This window comes from Pseudomonas sp. HR1 (assembly GCF_030175875.1).
GTDB lineage: Bacteria > Pseudomonadota > Gammaproteobacteria > Pseudomonadales > Pseudomonadaceae > Chryseomonas > Chryseomonas oryzihabitans.
In genome coordinates, this window is the sequence record NZ_JASNRF010000003.1 from 275810 (window position 1) to 296585 (window position 20776).

Sequence of the window (20776 nt, forward strand, 5' to 3'; positions counted from 1 at the left end):
ACCTGTTCGCCTAGCCGTACAATGGAGGCGCCTTGAATCTGGATGACCTGGCGGCCTTCGCCGCCGTGGCCGAGGCCCGCAGCTTTCGCGGCGCCGCCTATGTGCGTGGCGTGGCCGCCTCTTCGCTGAGCGATGCGGTGCGGCGGCTGGAGCGGGAACTGGATGTGCGGCTGCTGCACCGCACCACCCGCAGCGTGACGCCCACCGCGGCCGGCCAGCGCCTGCTGGAACGCCTTACCCCGGCCCTGTGCGAGGTGCGCGGCGCGCTGGACGCCATCAATGCCGAGGGCGAAAGTCCGGTGGGCAGCCTGAGACTCAATGTGCCCACCATCGTCGCCCGGGTGCTGCTGCCGCCGCTGATCGGCCCCTTCCTGGCTCGGCATCCGGGCATTCGCCTGGAGGTGGTGGCCGAGGACCGGCTGATCGACGTGCTCGCCGCTGGTTTCGATGCCGGTGTGCGCTACGACGAGCACCTGGAAGCCGACATGATCAGCGTGCGGCTGGGCCCGGCCACCCAGAGATTCGCCGTGGCCGGAACCCCGGCCTACCTGGAACAGCATGGCGTACCGGCGCATCCCGCCGACCTGGTCCGGCATTCCTGCATCGGGCATCGCTTCGCCAGCGGCCTGGTGGCGCAATGGAGTTTCGAGCGCGGCAGCGAGGTCATCAACATCGCGCCGGGCAGTCGCCTGCTGGCTTCGGCACTCGACCTGGAACTGCAGGCCGCCCTCGACGGCGTCGGCCTCATCTATTCCTTCGCCGACTACCTGGCCGTGCCCCTGGCCGACGGCCGCCTGGTGGAAGTGCTGGCGGACTGGTCCCCGTCCTTTCCCGGTCCGCGGCTCTACTACGCGGATCGCCGCCAGCTGCCAGCCCCGCTGCGCGCCTTCGTGGCCTTCCTGCGCGAGCATCACGGCTAGGCGGGCGCGCGGGGCGCCGCTACCCTGAGCGCCAGTCCGCCGCCTGGAGCCCCCATGACGCCCCTGTTCTCCCGCCTGGTACCGTCCCCATGATCATCGGCACCGCCGGCCACATCGACCATGGCAAGACCGCGCTGATCCAGGCCCTCACCGGAGTCGCCGGTGACCGCCGCCGTGAAGAGCAGGCGCGTGGCATCACCATCGACCTGGGCTATGTCTATGCCGATCTGGGCGACGGCGGCCTCACCGGCTTCATCGACGTGCCCGGCCACGAACGCTTCGTGCACAACATGCTGGCCGGTGCCAGCGGCCTGGATCTGGCCCTGCTGGTGGTGGCGGCCGACGACGGCGTCATGCCGCAGACCCGCGAGCACCTGGCGATCCTCGAATTGCTTGGCATTCCCCGGCTGCTGGTGGCCCTGACCAAGGCCGATCGGGTGGACGCCGAGCGGCTGGCGCAGGTGGGTCAGGAGGTCAGTGCGCTGCTGGCTGCCGGGCCCTTCGCCGGGGCGCCGCTGTATCCGTTGGCCAGCCCCAGCGGCGCCGGTATCCCCGCGTTGCGCGCCGCCTTGCTCGCGGCCCTGGACCAGGTGCGCCAGCGCAACGTCCGCGGTGGCTTTCGCCTGGCGGTGGACCGGGTGTTCAGCGTCGCCGGGGCCGGGGTGGTGGTCACCGGCACCGCCTTCGCCGGCCAGGTGGCCGTTGGCGACGAGCTCATCCTTACCCCGCGCGGCCAGCGCCTGCGGGTGCGGGGGCTGCATGCGCAGAATCGCGCGGCAGAAGCCGCCCAGGCCGGTCAGCGCGTATCGCTCAATCTGGCGGGCGAGCGCCTGAGCACCGACAGCCTCGCCCGCGGCGACTGGCTGGTGGCCGAGGCGCTGCACGCGCCCACCACCCGCATCGACGTGGAGCTGCGCCTGTTGCCGGGCGAGGCGCGCAACCTGGCGCACTGGACGCCGGTGCACGTGCACCTCGGCGCCCAGGATCTCACCGGGCGCGTCGCCCTGCTGGAAGGGGACAGCCTCGCCCCGGGTGCCACGGCCCTGGCGCAACTGGTGCTCAATGCGCCTTTGCACGGGGTGCACGGTGATCGCCTGGTGCTGCGCGACCAGTCCGCCCAGCGCACCCTGGGCGGTGCGCGGCTGCTCGATCCCTTCGCCCCGGCCCGCCATCGCCGCACCCCGCAGCGCCTGGCGCAACTCCAGGCGCTGCGTCAGGGCGGCCTGGAGGAAGCCCTGCCCGAACTCCTGGCCCAGGCCGCGGGCGGTCTCGATCCGCGACTGCTGGCCCGGCAATTCAACCGCCCCGAAGGCGACTGGCAGTTGCCCGCCGACACCCTGAGGGTGGACACGCGGGTCGGTCCGCGGCTGTTCGCGGCGGCTCTGTGGCAGGCGGCACTCGAGCGCCTGGGCGTGGCGCTGGCTACCTTTCACCAGGAGCAACCCGACGAACTGGGACCGGATCGCGATCGCCTGCGCCGCATCGCCGCGCCGGAACTGGAGCGGCCCGTCTATCTGGCGCTGCTGGAGACGGCCCTGGCCGAGGGACACTTGCAGAGCAGCGGTCCCTGGCTGCACCTGCCCGATCACCGGGTACGCCTCACCGAAGCGGAGGAGGGGCTCAAGGCCCGGCTCTGGCCGCTGCTGGAGGCCCAGCGCTTCGATCCGCCCTGGACCCGCGATCTCGCCAAGAGCCTGGGTCAGCCCGAGGCCGAGGTGCGCCTGTTGCTGCGCAAACTGGCCCGGCTGGGGGAACTGACCCAGGTGGTCAAGGATCTCTTCTATCCCCAGGCCAGTCTGGAAGCCGCGGCCAGTGAGGCATTGCGCCTGGAGCGCGAAGCAGGGATCATTCGCGCCGCGGCCTTTCGCGATGCCCTCGGCATCGGTCGCAAGCGCAGCATCCAGATCCTCGAATGCCTGGATCGCATCGGTTTCACCCGTCGCTTCGGCGACGAGCGCCGGGTCCGCCCGGACAGCGCCTGGGCCCGCGCCGCCGAGGGCTAGCGCAACAGAGGAAGGCAATCACGCCCGGTGGCGTGGCCGGGCTTCAAACCCGGTTGGGGACGGCAGCCGTTCCCGGGTGGGTTCGACTCCCACTGCCTTCCGCCATTTCCTGAGCTCAGTACCCGTCCACCGGGTGATGCAGCACCGCGCCCTCCCGCTGCAACTCCTGCAGAAACCAGTCGGCCGCCCAGAGCTGTTCGGGCATATAGAGACCTGCCGGCAGCGGTCTACCGCCCACCAGGCCCAGCGCCCGCTCCAGCGACAGCACCAGCCCGAGGGCAGTCAGCGAGGCCTGCCCCTGGCTGAATTCCAGCACGGACCGTGCGGTGGTGGTCTGGCCGTCCCTTTCGCCGGTCACCTTGACCGCGATCTCGGCCGCCGTTTCCGCGCCCCGCCGCCGGCTGGAGGACTCGCCCATGGCGATGTCGAAGCGGAGCTCCGGCGCGGCGGTGGTGGCCCAGAGGCTCAACAGATCGATGGAGCCAAAGGCCGTGGCGGCCAGCGTGCGACCGTCCAGCGCCGTGACGCTGCCCTGCAGGTCGGCACCGCTCAGCCAGTGGCGGCGCCCATGCCGAAACGCCAGGGCCGCGGGCGCCGCGCTGTGCACCCGCGCCATATCCTCCCAGGCCAGGGGACCGGCCGGGTCTTCCTCATCCAGCAAGACCTCTACTCCAATGGCCGCGACCCGGGTGAAGCGGCGGGCGAGATCGAGCGCCAGCGCCAGGGCGGCGCCCGAAGCCCAGTGACTGGACAGCACCAGGGCGTGGGCGCCGGGGTGGTGCATGAACTGGGCGACTTCCGGCCCCAGTTCGGTGACGCCGGTGTTGGCATTGAGATAGGGGATGCCCAGGCGCTGGGCGAGGCTCAGGCCGTGCAGGGCCTGATCCGGTGCCAGCATGATGATGGCTGCCGGGGTGAGGGCGGGATCCAGTCCCAGCCCCGGCTGGTCGAGATCCAGGCCCACCGCTCGGGCCTGGCCGGCGGCCTGGGCGACGTCCTCGGCCGTGGCGAGGTTGCGGCCCCCCACCAGCAGCGGCCAGTCAGGCTGGCGCTGGCGGAACCAGTGGACGGCCTGGCGGCCTACCGTGCCCGAACCGCCGGCAAAGAGTATGGGTTGCAGTGGCATGATGCTGTCCTCGTGGCTGCAGTGCTGAGATCGCGGAGACCGCACCGCCAGCTGGCCAGCAGCTGCTCCCCGCGTTAACCTACCAAGAGTAGGTTATAAATCAGGATTAACCTACCTTTAGTAGGTTTGCAAGAAGACGTGACCAATGGCAGAGCGATCCACCCCTGAAAAACCGATCTCCGATGGTGCCGGGCGGCGTCTTTCTAAGGCGGCGCGGCGTCAGCAATTGCTGGAAACAGCGCGGCTCATCGTCCGGGAAGAGGGCGCGGATCGCCTGACCCTGGGCTATCTGGCCGTACAGGCAGGCGTTTCCAAACCGGTCGTCTACGAGCATTTCGGTACCCGCTCGGGGCTGCTCATCGAACTCTATCGCTGGCTCGATCTGGCGCAGATGGATGCCTTTCGCCAGGCCATGACGGCCCGGCAGCAGAGCGCCGAAGAGGCTACCGCGGCGCTGGCCGAGGGCTACATCCGCTGCGTGACCGACATGCAGGGCGAGGTCGGCGTGCTGGCGGCGGCCCTGGCGGGGAGTGAGGAAAAGACCGCGGTGTATCAGGAGTTGCTGGAGCACGGCACCCGGATGGTGGCGGCGGTGCTCACGCCGCACAGCAAGAGGTCCGCCGCGGAGTTGCAGGTGTCCTGCATCGGCCTGGTCGGCGCCGGCGAGGCCCTGGCCGCGGCCGTGGTGCGCGGGGCGCTGGGCGAGCGCGAGGCCATCGAGGCCTTTACCCGCCTGGTGCGCGCGGTGCTGTAGCGACTGGCGCTAGTAGACGTCCTTCAGATAGCGCTTCTGCTCGCTCATCTCGCGCACATAGTCGGCGGCGGCCTCGTCGCTGAGGTGGCCATGGGTCGCCACCACCTGGCGCAGGGCCTGGTCGACGTCCCTGGCCATGCGGCTGGCATCACCGCAGACATAGACGCGGGCGCCGTCCTGCAGCCAGCGCCAGACCTCGGCGCCGCGTTCGCGCAGCCGATCCTGCACATAGATTTTCTCGGTCTGGTCGCGGGAGAAGGCCAGGCTCAGTTCGCTCAGCAGGCCATCGCGCTGGAAGCCTTCCAGTTCGTCGCGGTAGTAGAAGTCATGGGCGGCGTGCTGTTCGCCAAAGAACAGCCAGTTGCGGCCCTGGTCGCCCCGGGCGCGGCGCTCATGGAGAAAGCCGCGGAAGGGCGCGATGCCGGTGCCGGGGCCGATCATGATCAGCGGGACGTCGCCCTGGTCCGGTAGGCGGAAGTGACGTGAAGGCTGGACATGCACCTCGGTGGTGGCGTCCTGCAGACGGTCGGCGAGAAAGGTGGAGGCCACGCCCTTGCGCTGACCGTAGCGCACCGCCGAGACCGTGAGGTGCACCTGGCCGGCATGGGCCAGGGGGCTGGAGGCGATGGAGTAGAGGCGCGGTTGCAGGCGCTTGAGGCTGCCGAGCAATTCGCCGGCATCGTGGCGGGCGGGATAGCGCGCCAGCACATCGGCCAGTTGCCGGCCCCAGAGCCAGGTCTTGAGTTCATCCCGGTTGCCCAGCAGGGCGTGGCACTCGGCAGCGCCACTGCGCTCGGCGATCAGCGCCAAGGTCTCGGGGTTGGGACGGGCGATCTCATAGTGTTCGCTCAGCGCCTGGCGCAGCGACAGCTCGCCGACCTTGGCCACCGCGACTGCTTGTTCGCCGTCCAGGCCGGCGAGGGCGAGCACCTCCTCGACCAGTTCCGGGCAGTTGCGCGCCTTCACGCTCAAGGCGTCGCCGGCCTGGTAGGTCAGGGGCTGCGCGGATTCGAAACCGAACAGCCGCACCTCCTTGTTCGATCCGGCACCGTTGAGTCTTTGGTTGATGACCAGCCGCGCGGGCACCGCCGTCGGGCGACCGCTCGTGGTCGGAGGGGCGACGGGCACCTGGGCGGCCTGGGGCGCCATCTGCCCTTGCAGGGCGGTCAGCCAGGCGTCGGCGGCGTCGAGGCCATCGGCGTCGCAGTCAAGGCGCGGGCAGAGGCGGCGGGCGCCGAGTTCGGCCAGGCGGGCGTCGAGGCGCTGGCCGTGGCCGCAGAATTGCTCGTAGGTGGAATCGCCCAGGGCCAGCACGGCGTAGTCCAGCTCGGCGAGGGAGGCATCGAGGCGACCGAGGCCCTGCCAGAAGGCCTGGCCATTGTCCGGGGCCTCGCCGTCGCCAAAGGTGCTGCTCACCAGCAGGACGCGGCGGGCACCGCTCAGGCGTTCCACGGCATAGGCGGCCATGTCGTGCAATTCGACGGTGAGACCGGCCTGGCACAGGCGGGCGACGCAGCGCTCGGCCAGGGCTTCGGCGTTGCCGGTCTGGGACGCCCAGAGCACCACCAGATCGGCCGGCGCGGTAGCGGCCTGGGGCAGGCTGGCACTCTGGCTTTGCGGCAGGCGGCTGAACAGCCCGGCGAGCAGGCCGTCGAGCCAGAGCCGGGTGTCGGCGGCCAGCGGCGCCTGGGCCGGCAGGCAGGGCACGCCCTGGGCGCCACCGTCGCGCAGGCCGTCCATGAAGCCGGCCAGGTAGGTGCGCTCGGCCGCGCTGAGCTGGGGCCGTACCGCGGTGGCGACCCCGGTGAGATCGGCCAGCCGCGCCAGGGCGGGTTGCTGGACGCTCTCGGTGACCGGCTCGTCGGCCGGCAGCTGGCGGTGGGGGATGGTGGCGACCCGGGTCAGGCGCACCGCGCAGACCTTGAGTTCCGGTTGCAGCGAGAGCGGATCGACGGCGTCGCTGGTGACGGCATTGATGGCCAGGTCGCTGCCCTGGACGTCGGCCCAGTGGAAGGGGGCGAAGCAGTTGCCGGGCTGGACCCGGTCGCTGACGGTCACCGGCAGCACCGCGCGACCGCGCCGCGAGGTGATTTCCAGGCGATCGCCCGTACTGAGCCCCAGCGTCTGGGCGTCCTGGGGATGTACCTCGACGAAGGGCGCCGGATTGAGGCGATTCAGCGCGGCGATCTTGCCGGTCTTGGTGAGCGTATGCCACTGGTGCTGCAGACGCCCGGTGTTGAGCACGAAGGGGTAGTCGGCATCGGGCAGCTCCGCCGGGTCCAGGTGCGGGCGAGCGAAGAATTGCGCCTTGCCGCTGGGGGTGGCGAAGTTGAGCGCGGTGGGTTCGCCGGTCTCATCCAGGCGCAGGGTCTGGCTGCGGCCGTCGTTGCGATAGCGGATCGGCTGGCGCGGATCGCTCGCTGCGCTGGGGCAGGGCCATTGCAGCGGCGTCTCGCGCAACCGGGCATGGCTGGCGCCACGGATGTCGTAGCCGGTCTGGGGGTTGTGGAACTGCCTGATCTCGTCGAACACCTCGGCGGCCGAGGCGTAGGTGAAGTGTTCGCCATAGCCCAGGGCGCAGGCCACGTCGGCGATGATTTGCCAGTCGGCGCGGGCCGCGCCGGGCGGGGTGACGGCCTGGGGGGCCAGGGTCAGGTTGCGCTCGGAGTTGATCATCACTCCGTCGGCCTCGGCCCAGAGCGCGCCGGGCAGGAGGATGTCGGCGTATCTGTTGGTCTCGGTGTCGAGATAGGCGTCCTGGGTGATCACCAGTTCGGCGGCCTGCAGCCCGCGGATGACCGTGTCGCGATTGGCCACGCTGGCCACCGGATTGGTGCAGATGATCCAGCAGGCCTTCACGGTGCCGGCGGCCAGGTCCTCGAATAGGGCGACGGTGCCCTGGCCCAGGCGGGTGTGCAGGGTGCCTTCCGGAATCTTCCAGGCACGCTCGACGAAGTCGCGGTCGGCGGCGGACAGCAGGCTGCGCTGGCCGGGCAGGCCGGGCCCCATGTACCCCATCTCGCGTCCGCCCATGGCATTGGGCTGGCCGGTCAGGGAGAAGGGGCCGCTGCCGGGGCGGCAGATCTTGCCGGTGGCCAGGTGCAGGTTGCACAGGGCGTTGGTGCTCCAGGTGCCGTGGGTGCTCTGGTTCAGGCCCATGGTCCAGAGACTGGTCCATTCACCGGCCTCGCCGATCCAGCGCGCCGCGGTGCGGATGTCCGTCTCGGCCAGCCCCGTCCCGGCGGCCACGCGCGCCGGGCTGTAGTCGGCGAGAAAGGCCGGCATGGCCGCCCAGCCCTCGGTATGGGCGGCGATGAAGGCTTCGTCCAGATAGCCCTCGGCGTGCAGCAGATGCAAGAGGCCATTGAGCAGCAGCAGATCGGTGCCCGGACGCAGTTGCAGGAAGAGATCGGCCTTCTCGGCGGTGGCGGTGCGCCGGGGATCGACGACGATCAGCCGGGCGCCGCGCTTGATCCGGTCCAGCAGCCGCAGGAAGAGGATGGGGTGGCAGTCGGCCATGTTGGCGCCGCTGACCAGGAAGAGGTCGGCGCGGTCGAGGTCGTCATAGGAACCGGGCGGACCGTCGGCGCCGAGGGACAGCTTGTAGCCGGTGCCGGCACTGGCCATGCACAGGCGGGAATTGGATTCGAGCTGGTTGGTGCCGATGAAGCCCCGCGCCAGCTTGCTCGCCAGGTACTGGGCCTCCAGTGACATCTGCCCGGACACATAGAAGGCGATGGCGTCGGGTCCGTCGCGGTCGAGGATGGCGCGCAGGCGCTCGGCGGTGACGGCGACGGCCTGCTCCAGCCCGGTCTGCACCGGTTCGTGGGAGCGGTCGTGGCGGACATAGGCCTGCTCCATGCGTCCGCTGTCCACCAGCGCCTGGTGGCTGGTGCTGCCCTTGGTGCAGAGGCGGCCGCGGTTGGCGGGGTGGTCGCGATCGCCGCTGACCTTGGTGACCCGACCGTCTTCCACCTGCATGACGATCCCGCAGCCGACGCCGCAGTAGGGGCAGACGCTCTTGAGGTGGGTAGTGGTCATGGCAAGGATCCTTCGAAAACCAGAAAGCGAAAAGGCGCCGGTCGCGCTCCCCGGAGGGAGGCGAACACGGCGCCTTTGTCGTGAAGGGGGCGATCGACGTTGACCGCTCCATGCCAGGGAATTAGCAAGGCTCGCGCCAGCTTGGTCCGGTGCGCGCGGGGAGCGCATGACTGTTGGCCTGGCGGGGTGGCGGTGGCGCCTGGCGGGGTCGCTGCCCTGGCGGTCGAGATGCGCCGGGACAGGGCAGGCCGACCCTGCCTTGCACCGTTGTGGTTCCAGTCGGCAGCCGTCCGGACCGGCGCCGGCAAGCCGCTTGGCGGGCTGCAGCCCGCGCCAGTGGCCGATCTGCGGGCGAGCCGATGAAACTGGCACAACCGATGCAAAAGCTCTGGCAGACCCGCCCATTCGGGTCGCCCGGTCGATCAACGGCGATCGACAGCCACTGCAGGCGACGGGCACGGAGCAGAGCCAAGGGCTCCTCCCTACTAGAACAGGCAAAGGCGCCTGAGACCGCAAGGTTTCAGGCGCCTTTTTATTTGCCGCGAATCAACCTGATTGGCCTCGGCCGGGGGATAGCCTCCATGAACAGCATCGTGACCCGCAAAGAACGCCTGATCGTCGTCGGCAACGGCATGGTCGGCCATCACCTCGTCGAGCAGCTGCTGGCGGCCGGCGCCCTGGACCACTACGAGATCCATGTCTTCGGCGAAGAGCGCCAGCGCGCCTATGACCGGGTCCATCTCTCCGAGTACTTCGCCGGTCGCGATGCCGAATCCCTGGCCATGAGCGAAGCCGGTCTCTATGCCGTGCCCGGCCTGGTGCTGCACCTGGGCTGCGCGGTGACCGCCATCGACCGCGAACAGCGCGAGGTGCTGACACCCGAGGGCGCCTTTGGCTACGACCGCCTGGTGCTGGCCACCGGTTCCTATCCCTTCGTGCCGCCCATCGAGGGTGCCGAAGGGGATTCGCGCCTGGTCTATCGCACCCTGGACGACCTGGACACCATCCGCCTGGCCGCCGCCCGGGCGCGCCGCGGCGTGGTGGTGGGCGGTGGCCTGCTCGGCCTGGAGGCGGCCAATGCGCTGAAATCCCTCGGCCTGGAAGCCCACGTGGTGGAATTCGCCCCGCGGCTGATGCCGGTACAGCTGGACGACCTCGGCGGCGCCGCCTTGCGCCAGCGCATCGAGGACCTGGGCGTGGGCGTGCACCTGTCCAAGGCCACCCAGAACATCACCGCCGGCAGCGAGTATCGCTACCGCATGAACTTCGCCGGCGAGGATTTCCTCGAGACCGACCTGATCCTGTTTTCCGCCGGCATCCGCCCTCAGGACGCCCTGGCCCGCGGCTGCGGCCTGGAACTCGGCGCCCGCGGCGGGGTGGCCGTGGACAACGGCTGCCTGACCAGCGACCCCTTCATCCATGCCATCGGCGAGTGCGCCGCCTGGAGCGGCAGCATCTTCGGCCTGGTCGCCCCGGGCTACCAGATGGCGCGCCTGGTGGCCGCCACCCTCTGCCACGGTCAGGCCACGCCCTTCACCGGCGCCGACATGTCCACCAAGCTCAAGCTGCTGGGCGTGGACGTGGGCTCCATCGGTGATGCCCACGGCGCCACGCCCGGCGCGCGCAGCTATCGCTACATCGACGAAGCCAGCGCCAGCTACCGCCGCCTGGTGGTGTCCGCCGATGGCAAGCACGTCCTCGGCGCCGTGCTGGTGGGCGACAACAGCTACTACGACACCCTGCTGCAATACGCCCAGAATGGCATCCCGCTGCCCCAGGATCCGGCCAGCCTGATCATGCCGGTGGGCGATGGCGCCCCGACCCTGGGCGCCGATGCCTTGCCGGCCACCGCCACCCTCTGCTCCTGCCACAACGTCACCAAGGCCGCGGTCTGCGCCGCCATCGACGCCGGTTGCACGGACCTGGCCGGCATCAAGAGCTGCACCAAGGCCGGCACCGGTTGCGGCGGCTGCGCGGCGCTGGTCAAGCAGGTCTTCGAGCACGAGCTGATCGCCCGGGGCGTCGAGGTCGACAAGAGTCTCTGCGAACACTTCGCCCATACCCGCCAGGAGCTCTATCACCTGGTGCGGGTGGAGGGTATCGAGAGCTTCGAAGAGCTCCTGGCGCGGCATGGGCGCGGGCACCATGGCTGCGACATCTGCAAGCCGGCGGTAGGCTCCATCCTGGCGTCCTGCTGGAATGGCTCCATCACCGATCCGCACCTGGTGCCGCTGCAGGACACCAACGATACCTTCATGGCCAACATGCAGAAGAACGGCACCTACTCGGTGGTGCCGCGCATCCCGGGTGGCGAGATCAGTCCGGAAGGCCTGATCGCCATCGGCCAGGTGGCGAAGAAATACGACCTCTACACCAAGATCACCGGCGGCCAGCGCATCGACCTCTTCGGCGCCCAGCTACACGAGCTGCCGGACATCTGGGGGGAGCTGATCGCCGCCGGCTTCGAGACCGGCCATGCCTACGGCAAGTCGACCCGCACGGTGAAGAGCTGCGTCGGCAGTACCTGGTGCCGCTACGGGGTGCAGGACAGCGTCAAGATGGCGCTGGACATCGAGCACCGCTACAAGGGCCTGCGCGCCCCGCACAAGCTCAAGTTCGCGGTCAGCGGCTGCACCCGCGAGTGCGCCGAGGCCCAGAGCAAGGACATCGGCGTGATCGCCACCGAGAACGGTTGGAACCTCTATGTCTGCGGCAATGGCGGCATGCGCCCGCGCCACGCCGAGCTGTTCGCCACCGACCTCGACGACGAGACGCTGATCCGCTACATCGACCGCCTGCTGATGTTCTACATCCGCACCGCCGACCGCCTGCAGCGCACCTCGGTGTGGCGCGAGTCCCTGGAAGGCGGGCTGGACTACCTCAAGCAGGTGATCATCGACGACAGCCTGGGCCTGAGCGCCGAGTTGGAAGCCCAGATGCAGCTGGTGGTGGATCGCTACGAATGCGAATGGGCCAACGCCCTGAACGACCCGGACAAGCTCAAGCGCTTCCGTACCTTCGTCAACCAGCGCGGCAGCGACCCGGACATCCATTTCGTCAAGGAGCGTGGCCAGCGTCGGCCGGCGCGCCACGGCGAACTGCACCTGATCAACCTGACCGAGGAGGCCTGACCATGACCCAGACCACTACCGCGCGTGCCCTGGAACCCCGCTGGCAACCCCTGTGCAGCCTGGCCGACCTGGTGCCCCAGTCCGGCGTGGTGGCCCTGCACGAGGGCGAGCAGGTGGCGCTGTTCTACCTGCCCAACACCGAGCAGAAGGTCTTCGCCGTGGGCAACCGCGACCCCAAGTCCGGCGCCAACGTCATCGGCCGCGGCATCGTCGGCCAGCTGGGCCCGGATCTGGTGATCGCCTCGCCGCTGTACAAGCAGCACTTCCGCCTGGCGGACGGTGGCTGCCTGGAGTACCCCGAGCAGGCCCTGCCCACCTGGGCGGTGCGGCTGAACGGCGAGCAGGTGGAGATCGCCTGACGCGGCTCGACCCTCACCCCAACCCTCTCCCGGCGGGAGAGGGGGCGGTCTAGAGTGGGGCGGGGCTTGGCGCGTAGCCTGGACAACGGCGCAGCCTTGTCCGGGATCTCCACCCTTCGCCCTAGCCCACTGTTGCACCCACCGCAGTGCAGCTTTGCGCAATCGGGAGCTGCGCGGGGCGGCGAAATGACTTCCAAGGGTCGATACTCAAGGAGCGGGGACGCTGTCTGCCGATCCTGGCAATCGCCTCGCGGGAGGTCACCATGCGCCTGACAAGAACAATTCGCTCCGCGCTGTTCATCGCCCTGCTTCTGGCCCTGGCCGCCATCGCCCTGCTGGAGGGCTGGCGCGCGCAACCGGTGGGCGAACCCACGCTGCGCGCCGATCCGGTCTGTACCCATGGCTATGCGCCCTATGGCTGCTATCCGGTACCGGCCCGCGGGGGCGATCTGGGGTGGCTGGAGCGCCTCTAGGTCGTCATCCCGGCCGCTGTTCGGTAGCCAGTAGCAACGCCAGGTCGTTGACCGCCAGGACCGGGCCGAACAGCGGGCCCTGGACCTCGTCGCAGTGCTGCGCCCGCAGCCAGTCCAGCTGGACCGGCGTCTCCACGCCCGTCGCCGCCACCCGCAGGCCCAGGGTCCGTCCGAGGCCGATCAGGGCCTGGGCGATGGCGGCATCGGCAGGCTGGTCTTCCAGACGAGCGACGAGACGGCTATCCAGACTGATGCCATCCAGCACGGACTGGCGCAGCGCCTCGAGGCCGCCGGAGCCGCTGCCGAAGTCGGCCAGGCTCAGGCGCACGCCCAGGGCCTTGAGCGCCTGCAGCTGAGTGAGAGACACGTCTTCCGCCTGCAACAAGGCCTCGGGCACTTGCAGCTCCAGGCGTCCCGCTGCCAGACCACTCGTCTGCAGGGCGCTGGCGACCGCCTCCACCAGGGCCTCGGCATCGGCGCACTGACGCGCCGACAGACTGATGACCAGCCGCAGCGGCACGGGCCAGGCCGCGGCGGTGCGACAGGCGTCGTCCAGCAGCCACAGGCCTAGGGCAACGCTGAGTCCGGTCTCCTCGGCCAGCGGCAGGAAGGCGGCGGGCGGCAGCAGACCGCGCAGTGGATGGGCCCAGTGCAGCTGGACCTCGACGCCGCTCAGGTCACCCGTGGAGATGCCTCGGCGCGGTAGGTAGCCCAGGCGCAATTGGTCGAGCGCCAGCGCCTGGCGCAATTCCTGCTCCAGATCGCGCCGCTGGCTGAGCTGGGCGTCCATCGCCGGCGCATGAAAGCACCAGCCGTTGCGACCCGCGGCCTTGGCCTGGTAGAGCGCGATATCCGCCAGACGCAGCAGGTCCTCGACCTGGGTGGCCTGGCCCGGGGCCTGGGCGATGCCAATGCTGGTGCCGACGCTGACCGACTGCTCCTCCAGCAGAATCGGCCGGCCGATGGCGTTTACCAGGCGGGCACAGATCTGGTCGACCGTCGCCACGTCCAGGTGACCGAGCAACACCACGATGAATTCGTCGCCACCCAGGCGCGCCACCAGGCCGCCGGGCCTCAGACTGGCCTGCAGGCGCCGGGCGATTTCCTGCAGCACCCGATCGCCGGCGGCATGGCCGAGGCTGTCGTTGACCGGCTTGAAGCGATCCAGGTCCAGGCTGAGCAGCGTCAGCGGCGTTCTGGATTGCGCCAGTTTGCGTGCCAGGTAGTGCTGCAATTGCAGCCGATTGGCCAGGCCGGTCAGGCTGTCGTGTTGCGACAGGTGTTCGATTTCCGCCTGGGCATTGACCGCGGCGGTGATGTCGCTGGCGGTACCGCGAAAGCCGGCGCCCTCGGGCAGCGGCCGGGCGGTGATCTCGCAGACCCGGGCGTGACCCTGGCGGTCGCGGTAGTGGCAGCGCAGCACCTGACGCTCGTCGCGCTGGTGAACGTTGTTCTGGAGCCAGTTGGCCAGGCGGGTGGTCTCGCTGCTGAACAGCTCCGTGAGCGGCCGGCCGAGCCAGCTGCCGGGCGCATGGCCGGTGATGCGGGCGAAGCGTTCGGAGAGATAGGTGATACGGCCTGCGGCGTCGCTTTCCCAGAGCCAGTCGGAGGCGGCCTCGGCGAGTTCGCGAAAGCGGCTTTCGCTGCGGCTCAGTTCGGCCTGGCTGGCGACCAAGGCATCGAATTGCCGGTCGAGCTGGCGGGCCGAATTCAGCGCATGACGGATCAGCAGGGCCAGCACCAGCCCGAGCAGCAGCACCCCGGCCAGAAAGATCGGCAGGGTGCGGCGCAGGAGCTGGGCACCGGGTTGCGGCGGTTGCCAGTTGAGCAGCAGCGGCGAATCCAGAAACTGCAGGTATTGGTGATCGGCGAGGGGTGCCCGCGACGCCTCGAGTCGCGGCAGGCCATAGGTGTCGCTGAGATGGGCCAGGGTGTCCGGATCGAGCACGTTGACGAACAGCATCACCGAGGGCGCGCCGGGGCCAGGGGCCACGCTGTAGCTCGCGCCCGGCGTTATGGTGGCCGCGGCGACCAGCGCCGGGACGCCGCCCACGCTCAGCACCCGGACCAGGCTTTCGGTCTCGCCGGGGCGCTGGCGGGTCTCCGCCAGCAGACCGGCCAGATCGCCTTCGAGCCATTGCGCCGCCGCGCGCTCGGTCGGCCGGCCATCGATCACCGCGTAGACGGTCCGGTCCTGCGGATCCAGTACGAAGACCCCGTTGTAGCCGTAGAGCTCATAGGGGATGTCGCCGACGTTGCGCTCGTCGTTGGCCCAGAACAGATCGACCGTCAGGTGCAGGTGCTTGTAGGCCTCGCCCCACTTGGCGTAGTTGATGATGTTGTGGCCGATTTCGTTTTCCACCTGCACCAGGGTGCGCTCGATATAGGTGCGGGCGCGTTGCTGGACGTCGGCGTCCTGGCTGGTGGCGGTCCTGATCAGCAGGTAGCAGCCGAGGCCGAGCAGGATCGGCAGGGCGCAGATGACCGGAAAGAGGCGCAGCAGCAGATTGTGGCTGCGGCGGGTGGCGATGGGCGTGGACGTCATGATCAACCTGGGCGGCGCTGGAGACAGTCAGGTTCCCCGCAAGCGGGCTACAGACGACGCGCGGGGTACCTGGCCAGACGCCATTATCCGTTACCGCCCAGCGGCCGTCTGCTCAGCGTCGGACCGGGGGCAGCCAAGAGCCGCCCGGACGGTCAACCGCTCAAGGCCGCGGCGGATAGCTGACGAGCAGGTCGCCGATCAGCCGGCTGAAGGCGGCGCTGCGCTGGGCCGGGGTGGCGTTCTGGTCGTCCAGCAGGCGCTCTTCGCTGGCGCGCCAGACCAGTTTGCCGTCACGGCCATCGAGCATGTCGAGTTGCACCGTCATCACCGGGTAGGTGACGGTCTGGGTGCGCACATAGCTCGGCCCCCAGGGACCGGGACCCCAGGCGGAGCCCCAGGGGCCACCCCAGCCCGGGCCCCAGTATGGATCGGCATAGCTGAAGCTCTGCTGGCGCTGATCGAGGATCACATAGAGCTTGATCTTCAGGTCCGGGCGCGCGCCGGTCGGTGAGGGACGCAGCCCGCGCTGGTCGAGCCCGCTGCTGACCGAATCGCGCAGGCGCTGTTCGGTGAGATCGCTACGTACCCGCGGATCGTTGGGGCGGTACTCGATGGCGGGATCGGCCCAACCCCAGCTGCGATAGGCGGCGAAGTCGCGGCTGGCGTCATAGTCCAGGTTGCGCGGGCCGCGCTCGGCGCAGGCCGCCAGCAAGAGGACCGCAAGCAGCAGGAGGCAACGTTTCATGGGCGATCCTCTGGGTCAGGAGACTAGTCTGCTTGGACTGGCTTAAGGGCGACTTATCGCGTCAGTTGGGCGGATAGTTGGCCAGCAGGCGGCGGGTGGTATCCCTCAGGGTACGCGCGCGTTCGCCGCTATTGCCGCCGCTGGCCTGTTCGGCGGCCGAATGCCAGAGCACGCGGCCGGTGGCGGGATCGAGCAATTCCACCTCCAGCACGTCGACCAGAAAGGTCCGGGTGCGGGTCCGCGCCTGGCCGACGCTGGCGCCATAGCCCGGGCCGTAGCCATAGGGCCCGTAGCCGCCGTAGCCATAGCCCGTGTCGTAGTAGTCGGTGTACTGCTCGCTGCGCTGCTGCTGGGTAAGGCGGGCCCGCACCTGCAGATCGGCGCGGGCACCGCCAAGGGCCGGTCGCAGCCCACGCTGGTCAAGACCGTCGGCCACCGCCTGCTGCACGGTCTGGCCATCCAGGCCGCCGCTGACCACGGCGGCGCCGGGGGCCCAGCGCCAGGTGCGATAGCGACTCCAGTCACGCGGTGCCGGCGGATAGGCCGCCGGATCCTGCTGCGGCAGCACCGGCACCGAGGCTTCGGGCAGGCTGCTGGCGACATAGGGATTGGGCGTCTGGCAACCGGCCAGGGCGAGCAGCGTGAGCGACAGGCAGAGCAGGGGGCGACGCATGACCGGTTCCTCGAAGGAATGCTGGCCAGAGCATACCGCGCCCGGGGTCATCCTGCCTTAGCTTGGCAGAGCCAATGCAGATAGCGGCCGAGACCGGCGAAGGCCGGGTGCCGTCGATGGGCCAGTTCCATGGCCACCAGCTCCTCGCCCGCAGCGCGCGCCTGGAATTCCGGCGGCATGTAGTCATGGAAGACCCGTACGCCACTGCGCGCCTGGATCCGCCAGTCCGGCGCCAGCCAGGCCTCGACCTCGCGCGGGTCCAGCGGTTGTTGCGGGGTGAGGCCGCGTTGGCCCGCGCCGGCGTATTCACCCTGCCGGAGTTTGCGAAAGTGCCCCTTGAGCAGATTGCGATAGATCAGGGCGTCGCGGTTGTAGAAGGCCAGCGACAGCCAGCCGTCCGGCGCCAGGCAGCGTTGCAGGGTCGGCAGGATCGCCGTGGGCGTCTCCAGCCATTCCAGCACCGCGTGGCAGAGCACCAGATCGAAGGGTTCGGCGAAGAAGGGCAGCTCCTGCCAGGGCAGCGCCAGCCAGGCGGCGTCGAGGCCGGCGGCGGCGAAGGCCTCCTGGGCCCCCGCCAGCATGGGCGCCGAGGGTTCGGCCAGGGTCACCGCATGGCCCTGTTGCGCCAGCCAGAGACTCATGTGGCCGAGCCCGGCGCCGATGTCCAGCACCCGCAGCGGGCGTTGCGGCAGCACCTCGGTCAGATCCGCCTGCAATACGGCCAGGCGGATGGCGCCCTTGGTGCCGCCATAGATGTTGGCGGCGAAGCGGGTGGCGCGGTCGTCGAAGAAGGTATCGCTCACGGCAGGAAGCGCCTCTCGTTATCGGCCAGCTTGGCCAGCACCGCCTGTTCCACATCCAGCTCCAGTTCGCTGCCCAGTTGCAGCAGATAGAGCAGCACATCGGCGATTTCCTGGCCGGCGTGTTCGCGCTCGGCGGCGCTCAGGGCGCGGGCTTCGACATCGCTCTTCCACTGGAAGATCTCCACCAGTTCGGCCATCTCGACGCTGGCGGCCATCGCCAGATTCTTGGGGTTGTGATAGCGCCGCCAGGCGTTGGCATCGCGGATCGCGTGCAGGCGGGTGAGCAGGGCGGGGAGGTCCATGGGCGTCCGGGGGTCGAAAAAACGCCATTCTCCCATGGCTGAACGCGCAGGCGGCAGTGGCTCGTCCGCCGACCCGCGAGACAGTCTCGCGCCGCTGCTCTACCCTGGGCGCAACACCGATTCGCTGGCTGCGGGAGCCCTGATGAAAGCTTGTCTGTCCGGACTGGGGTTGGCCCTGCTGCTGACCACCGGCGTCGCCCATGCGGAAAAGCTGCTGCTGGAAGGCACCCTGGGCCAGGCCCGGGTGGTGGTGGAGCTCGATCCCACCGCCAATGACGAAGCCTATGGGCGCTATTTCTACGACCGCTATCGCCGCGACCTGCGCCTGAGCGGTCCGGCCCAGCCGGGCGACCGGCTGGAGCTGGAGGAGGGCGCGCCCTGGCAGGAGGGCGCCAAGGCCAGCTGGTCGCTGACGCGCGGCACCGACGGTCGCTGGACCGGCAGCTGGAGCGGGGCCGGCAAGACCCTGCCCCTCGCCCTGGCCCCGCTGCACCTGGCGCAGCCCGCCGCGGACGATCGCTATCGGCAGCAACTGCGCCGGGACGACCCCTACGAATATCGCCGTCTGCAGGGACTCCAGCTGGAACCGGGCGAGCGCCAGACCTTCATGGGGCGTGAGCTGCGCGGGTGGCGCGAGCCGGTCTCGGGCATGCAGCTGTTTACCGTGGAGGGCGCCAGCGAGGCGGCCAATGCCGTGCTGCGCGACCGCCTCTGGGCGGAGGTGGACGCTCATCTGAGCTGCATCGGTCCTGACGGCGAGCACAGCCTGCAGGTGACCCCGCAGTTGCTCACCGAGCGGGTGCTCAGCGTCAATCTGTTCAGCCAGTACAGCTGCAGCGGCGCGGCCCACCCGGATTTCGGCAGCGCGCCCCTGACCCTGGATCTTCAGACCGGCCAGGAGCTGGCGCTGGAAGACGTTCTCTGGCTGGGTCACGGCCTCCCAATCCGCCCGCAGCCGGAGGATCGTTATTCCCAGGCCTTGGCGGACTATCGGGAACAGACCCTGGCGCCCTGGGTGATCGGGCTGTTCACCCGCCTGTATCCAGAGCTGATGCAGGCGCCGGCCGATGGCGACGGCTGCGATTATCGCAGCGCCGACGTCTGGCAATTCGCGCCCTGGTACCTGACGCCCAAGGGTCTCTACCTCGGTCCGACCTTCTTCCGCGCCGCCCGCAACTGCGACGAACCCGGCGGCACCCTGGTGCCCTACGCCGAGGTCCGCAAGCATCCGGGGCCGTTGGTGGGGCTGCTGCCACGCTAAACGCAGGTTGGGTTGAGCCCAGCGAAGCCCGACAGCAAGGAAAAGGTCTGGGATGTTGGGCTTCGACGATGAAGCCGTCTCAGCCCAACCTACGGCAGCGGGTGGCACGCTCGTGGGTTGGCGCTGAGCCTGTTGAAGTCCAGGATCGCCACCTGGCTCGGTAGTCCGATGGCCGGATGGCCGCGCTATGGCCCGAGGCCGCGGGGAGGTGGGTGCCGATCGCCGGCCTTTGCTACTTGCGTAGCAGCTTTTGCAGCCGGGCGTGCTGCCAGAGGGCGATTCGGTCGCGCAGGAAGAAGGTCTGGATGCCGCGGCCCAGCAGCAGAACTCCCCAGATGGCGGCGACCCACCAGGACCAGTGGCTGTCGGGCGAGGTCTCCCGATTGAGCACATAGAGAAAGATGCAGATGACCAGGCCTCGCAGCACCTGCCAATAGAAGCCGATCTCGGCGGCCACCTGTTCACGAGCATTGGCGATCCGCTCGTCTGCGGCGGATCCTGCTTCCTGGGAGGTTTGCTCGGTCAGATCGCTCACCCTGATCTCCAGGACGGCGGCCAGGGCGCTCAGCGTCTCCAGACTGGCCTGTTCGCCATTTTCGAGGCGTTGCACCGTACGGGTGCTGATGCCCGCGAGTTCGGCCAGCTGCTCTTGCGACCAGGCTCGCGCCAGGCGGTGTTCCTTGATCCTGTTGGGCAGTTGCATCTCGATTTCTCCAGCGATGAGGGACGAGGGAAAGCCTAGCCGCAGACCCCTCTGTCCGACACGACGGCAACCCGACAGCAGCCTGACAGGGAGACGACAGGGACCTGACGGCCTCGCCGGCAGGGGGATTCGGAAGCCCGTCTCCTCAGAGGATCCGTCCACTCTACACCGGCTATACCTGGTGGAAACCGTCCAGGGTTTCCACAACAGGTTCGGCTGCGCGTGGGTAAGGCTGCGCCGTTACCCACCCTGCAGTCAGCTGTCAGTCCGTAGCGTGGAAAACCGCGAAGCGTTTTCCATTGGGCATTGAGTATCGGCAGCGGACAGGGCTTCGCCGCCTTCCACTCTAGTCGTCGGCGATCAGCCGTTTGCCCAGGGTGACGACCTCGGCCTCCACATAACCCAAGGCCGCATAGAAGCCGAGGATCGCCGCATTGTCCCGGCGCACCATCAGCTGCAGCTTGGGGCAGCCGCGCTCGGTGAGCAGCTGTTCGGCGGTCGCCACCAGTCGCCGGGCATGACCGCGCCGCTGGTGGGCGGGAGCCACCGCGAGGTAGTAGAGCCAGCCGCGATGGCCATCGGTGCCGACCATGGCGCTGGCCATGAGGACACCGTCCACGTCGCCCACCAAAAACAACTCGGGTTGCTCGGCGAGCTTGCGCTGGATGTCGCGGTAGGGATCGTTCCAGGGACGGGTCAGACCGCAAGCCTGCCAGAGGCTGACCACGGCCTCGGTGTCGGCGGGCTGGAAGGGGCGGATGTACATTGGGAGTCTGGCAGCGGGATGAAGCCCAAAGATAACAGGTGCGTTCGAGGATGCTGCTGGCTTTAACGGCTCTATCGCGGCCATGGGCCGCTCCTACGGGTTCTGATCACCATGTAGGAGCGGCCCATGGCCGCGATAAGAGAGTTGCTGCTACGTACCAGCGTCAGTGAG

General features: G+C 69.2%; 16 protein-coding genes and 1 tRNA gene. 8 read left to right on the top strand and 9 right to left on the bottom strand.

Translation table 11 applies throughout. From position 1 onward, the window contains the following. Positions 1-32: 32 nt before the first annotated feature. The 3 genes from QKY98_RS12690 (at position 33) to QKY98_RS12700 (ending at position 3028) form a co-directional block, all read left to right on the top strand. Positions 33-920 (top strand): LysR family transcriptional regulator, encoded by an 888-nt coding sequence (locus QKY98_RS12690; RefSeq protein WP_027602541.1) that lies wholly within the window; start codon positions 33-35, stop codon positions 918-920. Between the two features lie 89 nt (positions 921-1009). Further along, a complete protein-coding gene (selB, locus tag QKY98_RS12695; RefSeq protein ID WP_284671011.1) occupies positions 1010-2923 on the top strand; it encodes a selenocysteine-specific translation elongation factor in 1914 nt (637 codons plus the stop codon). Positions 2924-2932: 9 nt separating this feature from the next. Next, a tRNA-Sec gene (locus QKY98_RS12700) sits at positions 2933-3028 on the top strand. Positions 3029-3038: 10 nt separating this feature from the next. Here QKY98_RS12700 and QKY98_RS12705 read toward each other — a convergent pair. Beyond that, entirely contained in the window at positions 3039-4049 is a 1011-nt protein-coding gene (locus tag QKY98_RS12705; RefSeq protein ID WP_284671012.1) for a hypothetical protein, read from the bottom strand. 145 nt (positions 4050-4194) lie between these two features. Between QKY98_RS12705 and QKY98_RS12710 the strand changes: the two genes are divergently transcribed. After that, entirely contained in the window at positions 4195-4803 is a 609-nt protein-coding gene (locus QKY98_RS12710) for a TetR/AcrR family transcriptional regulator (protein ID WP_258196386.1), read from the top strand. Positions 4804-4812: 9 nt separating this feature from the next. Here QKY98_RS12710 and QKY98_RS12715 read toward each other — a convergent pair whose 3' ends face one another. Continuing rightward, positions 4813-8844 (bottom strand): bifunctional nitrate reductase/sulfite reductase flavoprotein subunit alpha, encoded by a 4032-nt coding sequence (locus QKY98_RS12715; RefSeq protein WP_284671013.1) that lies wholly within the window; start codon positions 8842-8844, stop codon positions 4813-4815. Between the two features lie 581 nt (positions 8845-9425). Here QKY98_RS12715 and nirB point away from each other — a divergent pair. The 3 genes from nirB (at position 9426) to QKY98_RS12730 (ending at position 12807) form a co-directional block, all read left to right on the top strand. Beyond that, complete coding sequence (gene nirB / locus QKY98_RS12720) at positions 9426-11975, top strand: nitrite reductase large subunit NirB (RefSeq protein ID WP_284671014.1); 2550 nt, start codon at positions 9426-9428, stop codon at positions 11973-11975. 2 nt (positions 11976-11977) lie between these two features. After that, positions 11978-12334 (top strand): nitrite reductase small subunit NirD, encoded by a 357-nt coding sequence (nirD, locus tag QKY98_RS12725; RefSeq protein ID WP_027602546.1) that lies wholly within the window; start codon positions 11978-11980, stop codon positions 12332-12334. Between the two features lie 263 nt (positions 12335-12597). After that, positions 12598-12807 (top strand): hypothetical protein, encoded by a 210-nt coding sequence (locus tag QKY98_RS12730; RefSeq protein WP_007159560.1) that lies wholly within the window; start codon positions 12598-12600, stop codon positions 12805-12807. Between the two features lie 4 nt (positions 12808-12811). On the opposite strand, the gene QKY98_RS12735 is transcribed toward QKY98_RS12730, so the two are convergent. The 5 genes from QKY98_RS12735 to QKY98_RS12755 all read right to left on the bottom strand — a co-directional run bounded on the left by QKY98_RS12735 (position 12812) and on the right by QKY98_RS12755 (position 17875). Continuing rightward, on the bottom strand, positions 12812-15352 hold the full coding sequence (locus QKY98_RS12735) for a bifunctional diguanylate cyclase/phosphodiesterase (RefSeq protein ID WP_284671015.1): 2541 nt from the start codon (positions 15350-15352) through the stop codon (positions 12812-12814). A 160-nt stretch (positions 15353-15512) separates the two neighbouring features. Further along, the gene (locus QKY98_RS12740) at positions 15513-16097 is read right to left on the bottom strand and encodes a DUF4136 domain-containing protein (protein WP_284671016.1); all 585 of its coding nucleotides are present in this window, start codon (positions 16095-16097) and stop codon (positions 15513-15515) included. 61 nt (positions 16098-16158) lie between these two features. Further along, a complete protein-coding gene (locus QKY98_RS12745; protein ID WP_027597114.1) occupies positions 16159-16770 on the bottom strand; it encodes a DUF4136 domain-containing protein in 612 nt (203 codons plus the stop codon). Positions 16771-16817: 47 nt separating this feature from the next. Beyond that, entirely contained in the window at positions 16818-17573 is a 756-nt protein-coding gene (locus tag QKY98_RS12750; RefSeq protein WP_027602550.1) for a methyltransferase domain-containing protein, read from the bottom strand. Continuing rightward, positions 17570-17875 carry a nucleotide pyrophosphohydrolase gene (locus QKY98_RS12755; protein WP_007159555.1) on the bottom strand — a complete coding sequence of 102 codons (306 nt, stop codon included), beginning with the start codon at positions 17873-17875 and terminating at the stop codon, positions 17570-17572. The genes QKY98_RS12750 and QKY98_RS12755 overlap by 4 nt, the downstream gene beginning before the upstream one ends. 142 nt (positions 17876-18017) lie before the next feature. Between QKY98_RS12755 and QKY98_RS12760 the strand changes: the two genes are divergently transcribed. After that, positions 18018-19136 (top strand): hypothetical protein, encoded by a 1119-nt coding sequence (locus tag QKY98_RS12760; RefSeq protein WP_223855415.1) that lies wholly within the window; start codon positions 18018-18020, stop codon positions 19134-19136. A gap of 232 nt (positions 19137-19368) precedes the next feature. On the opposite strand, the gene QKY98_RS12765 is transcribed toward QKY98_RS12760, so the two are convergent. Then, entirely contained in the window at positions 19369-19839 is a 471-nt protein-coding gene (locus QKY98_RS12765; RefSeq protein ID WP_027597112.1) for a helix-turn-helix domain-containing protein, read from the bottom strand. Positions 19840-20185: 346 nt separating this feature from the next. Next, positions 20186-20605, bottom strand: a complete 420-nt coding sequence (locus tag QKY98_RS12770) for a GNAT family acetyltransferase (protein ID WP_284671017.1) — start codon at positions 20603-20605, stop codon at positions 20186-20188. Positions 20606-20776 lie beyond the last annotated feature (171 nt).

Coding starts and splice junctions, on each gene's coding strand:
- QKY98_RS12715 (WP_284671013.1), bottom strand. CDS start 8,844: ATGACCACTACCCACCTCAAGAGCGTCTGCCCCTACTGCGGCGTCGGC.
- QKY98_RS12770 (WP_284671017.1), bottom strand. CDS start 20,605: ATGTACATCCGCCCCTTCCAGCCCGCCGACACCGAGGCCGTGGTCAGC.
- QKY98_RS12735 (WP_284671015.1), bottom strand. CDS start 15,352: ATGACGTCCACGCCCATCGCCACCCGCCGCAGCCACAATCTGCTGCTG.
- QKY98_RS12710 (WP_258196386.1), top strand. CDS start 4,195: ATGGCAGAGCGATCCACCCCTGAAAAACCGATCTCCGATGGTGCCGGG.
- nirD (WP_027602546.1), top strand. CDS start 11,978: ATGACCCAGACCACTACCGCGCGTGCCCTGGAACCCCGCTGGCAACCC.
- nirB (WP_284671014.1), top strand. CDS start 9,426: ATGAACAGCATCGTGACCCGCAAAGAACGCCTGATCGTCGTCGGCAAC.
- QKY98_RS12745 (WP_027597114.1), bottom strand. CDS start 16,770: ATGCGTCGCCCCCTGCTCTGCCTGTCGCTCACGCTGCTCGCCCTGGCC.
- QKY98_RS12730 (WP_007159560.1), top strand. CDS start 12,598: ATGCGCCTGACAAGAACAATTCGCTCCGCGCTGTTCATCGCCCTGCTT.
- QKY98_RS12755 (WP_007159555.1), bottom strand. CDS start 17,875: ATGGACCTCCCCGCCCTGCTCACCCGCCTGCACGCGATCCGCGATGCC.
- QKY98_RS12740 (WP_284671016.1), bottom strand. CDS start 16,097: ATGAAACGTTGCCTCCTGCTGCTTGCGGTCCTCTTGCTGGCGGCCTGC.
- QKY98_RS12760 (WP_223855415.1), top strand. CDS start 18,018: ATGAAAGCTTGTCTGTCCGGACTGGGGTTGGCCCTGCTGCTGACCACC.
- QKY98_RS12705 (WP_284671012.1), bottom strand. CDS start 4,049: ATGCCACTGCAACCCATACTCTTTGCCGGCGGTTCGGGCACGGTAGGC.
- QKY98_RS12765 (WP_027597112.1), bottom strand. CDS start 19,839: ATGCAACTGCCCAACAGGATCAAGGAACACCGCCTGGCGCGAGCCTGG.
- selB (WP_284671011.1), top strand. CDS start 1,010: ATGATCATCGGCACCGCCGGCCACATCGACCATGGCAAGACCGCGCTG.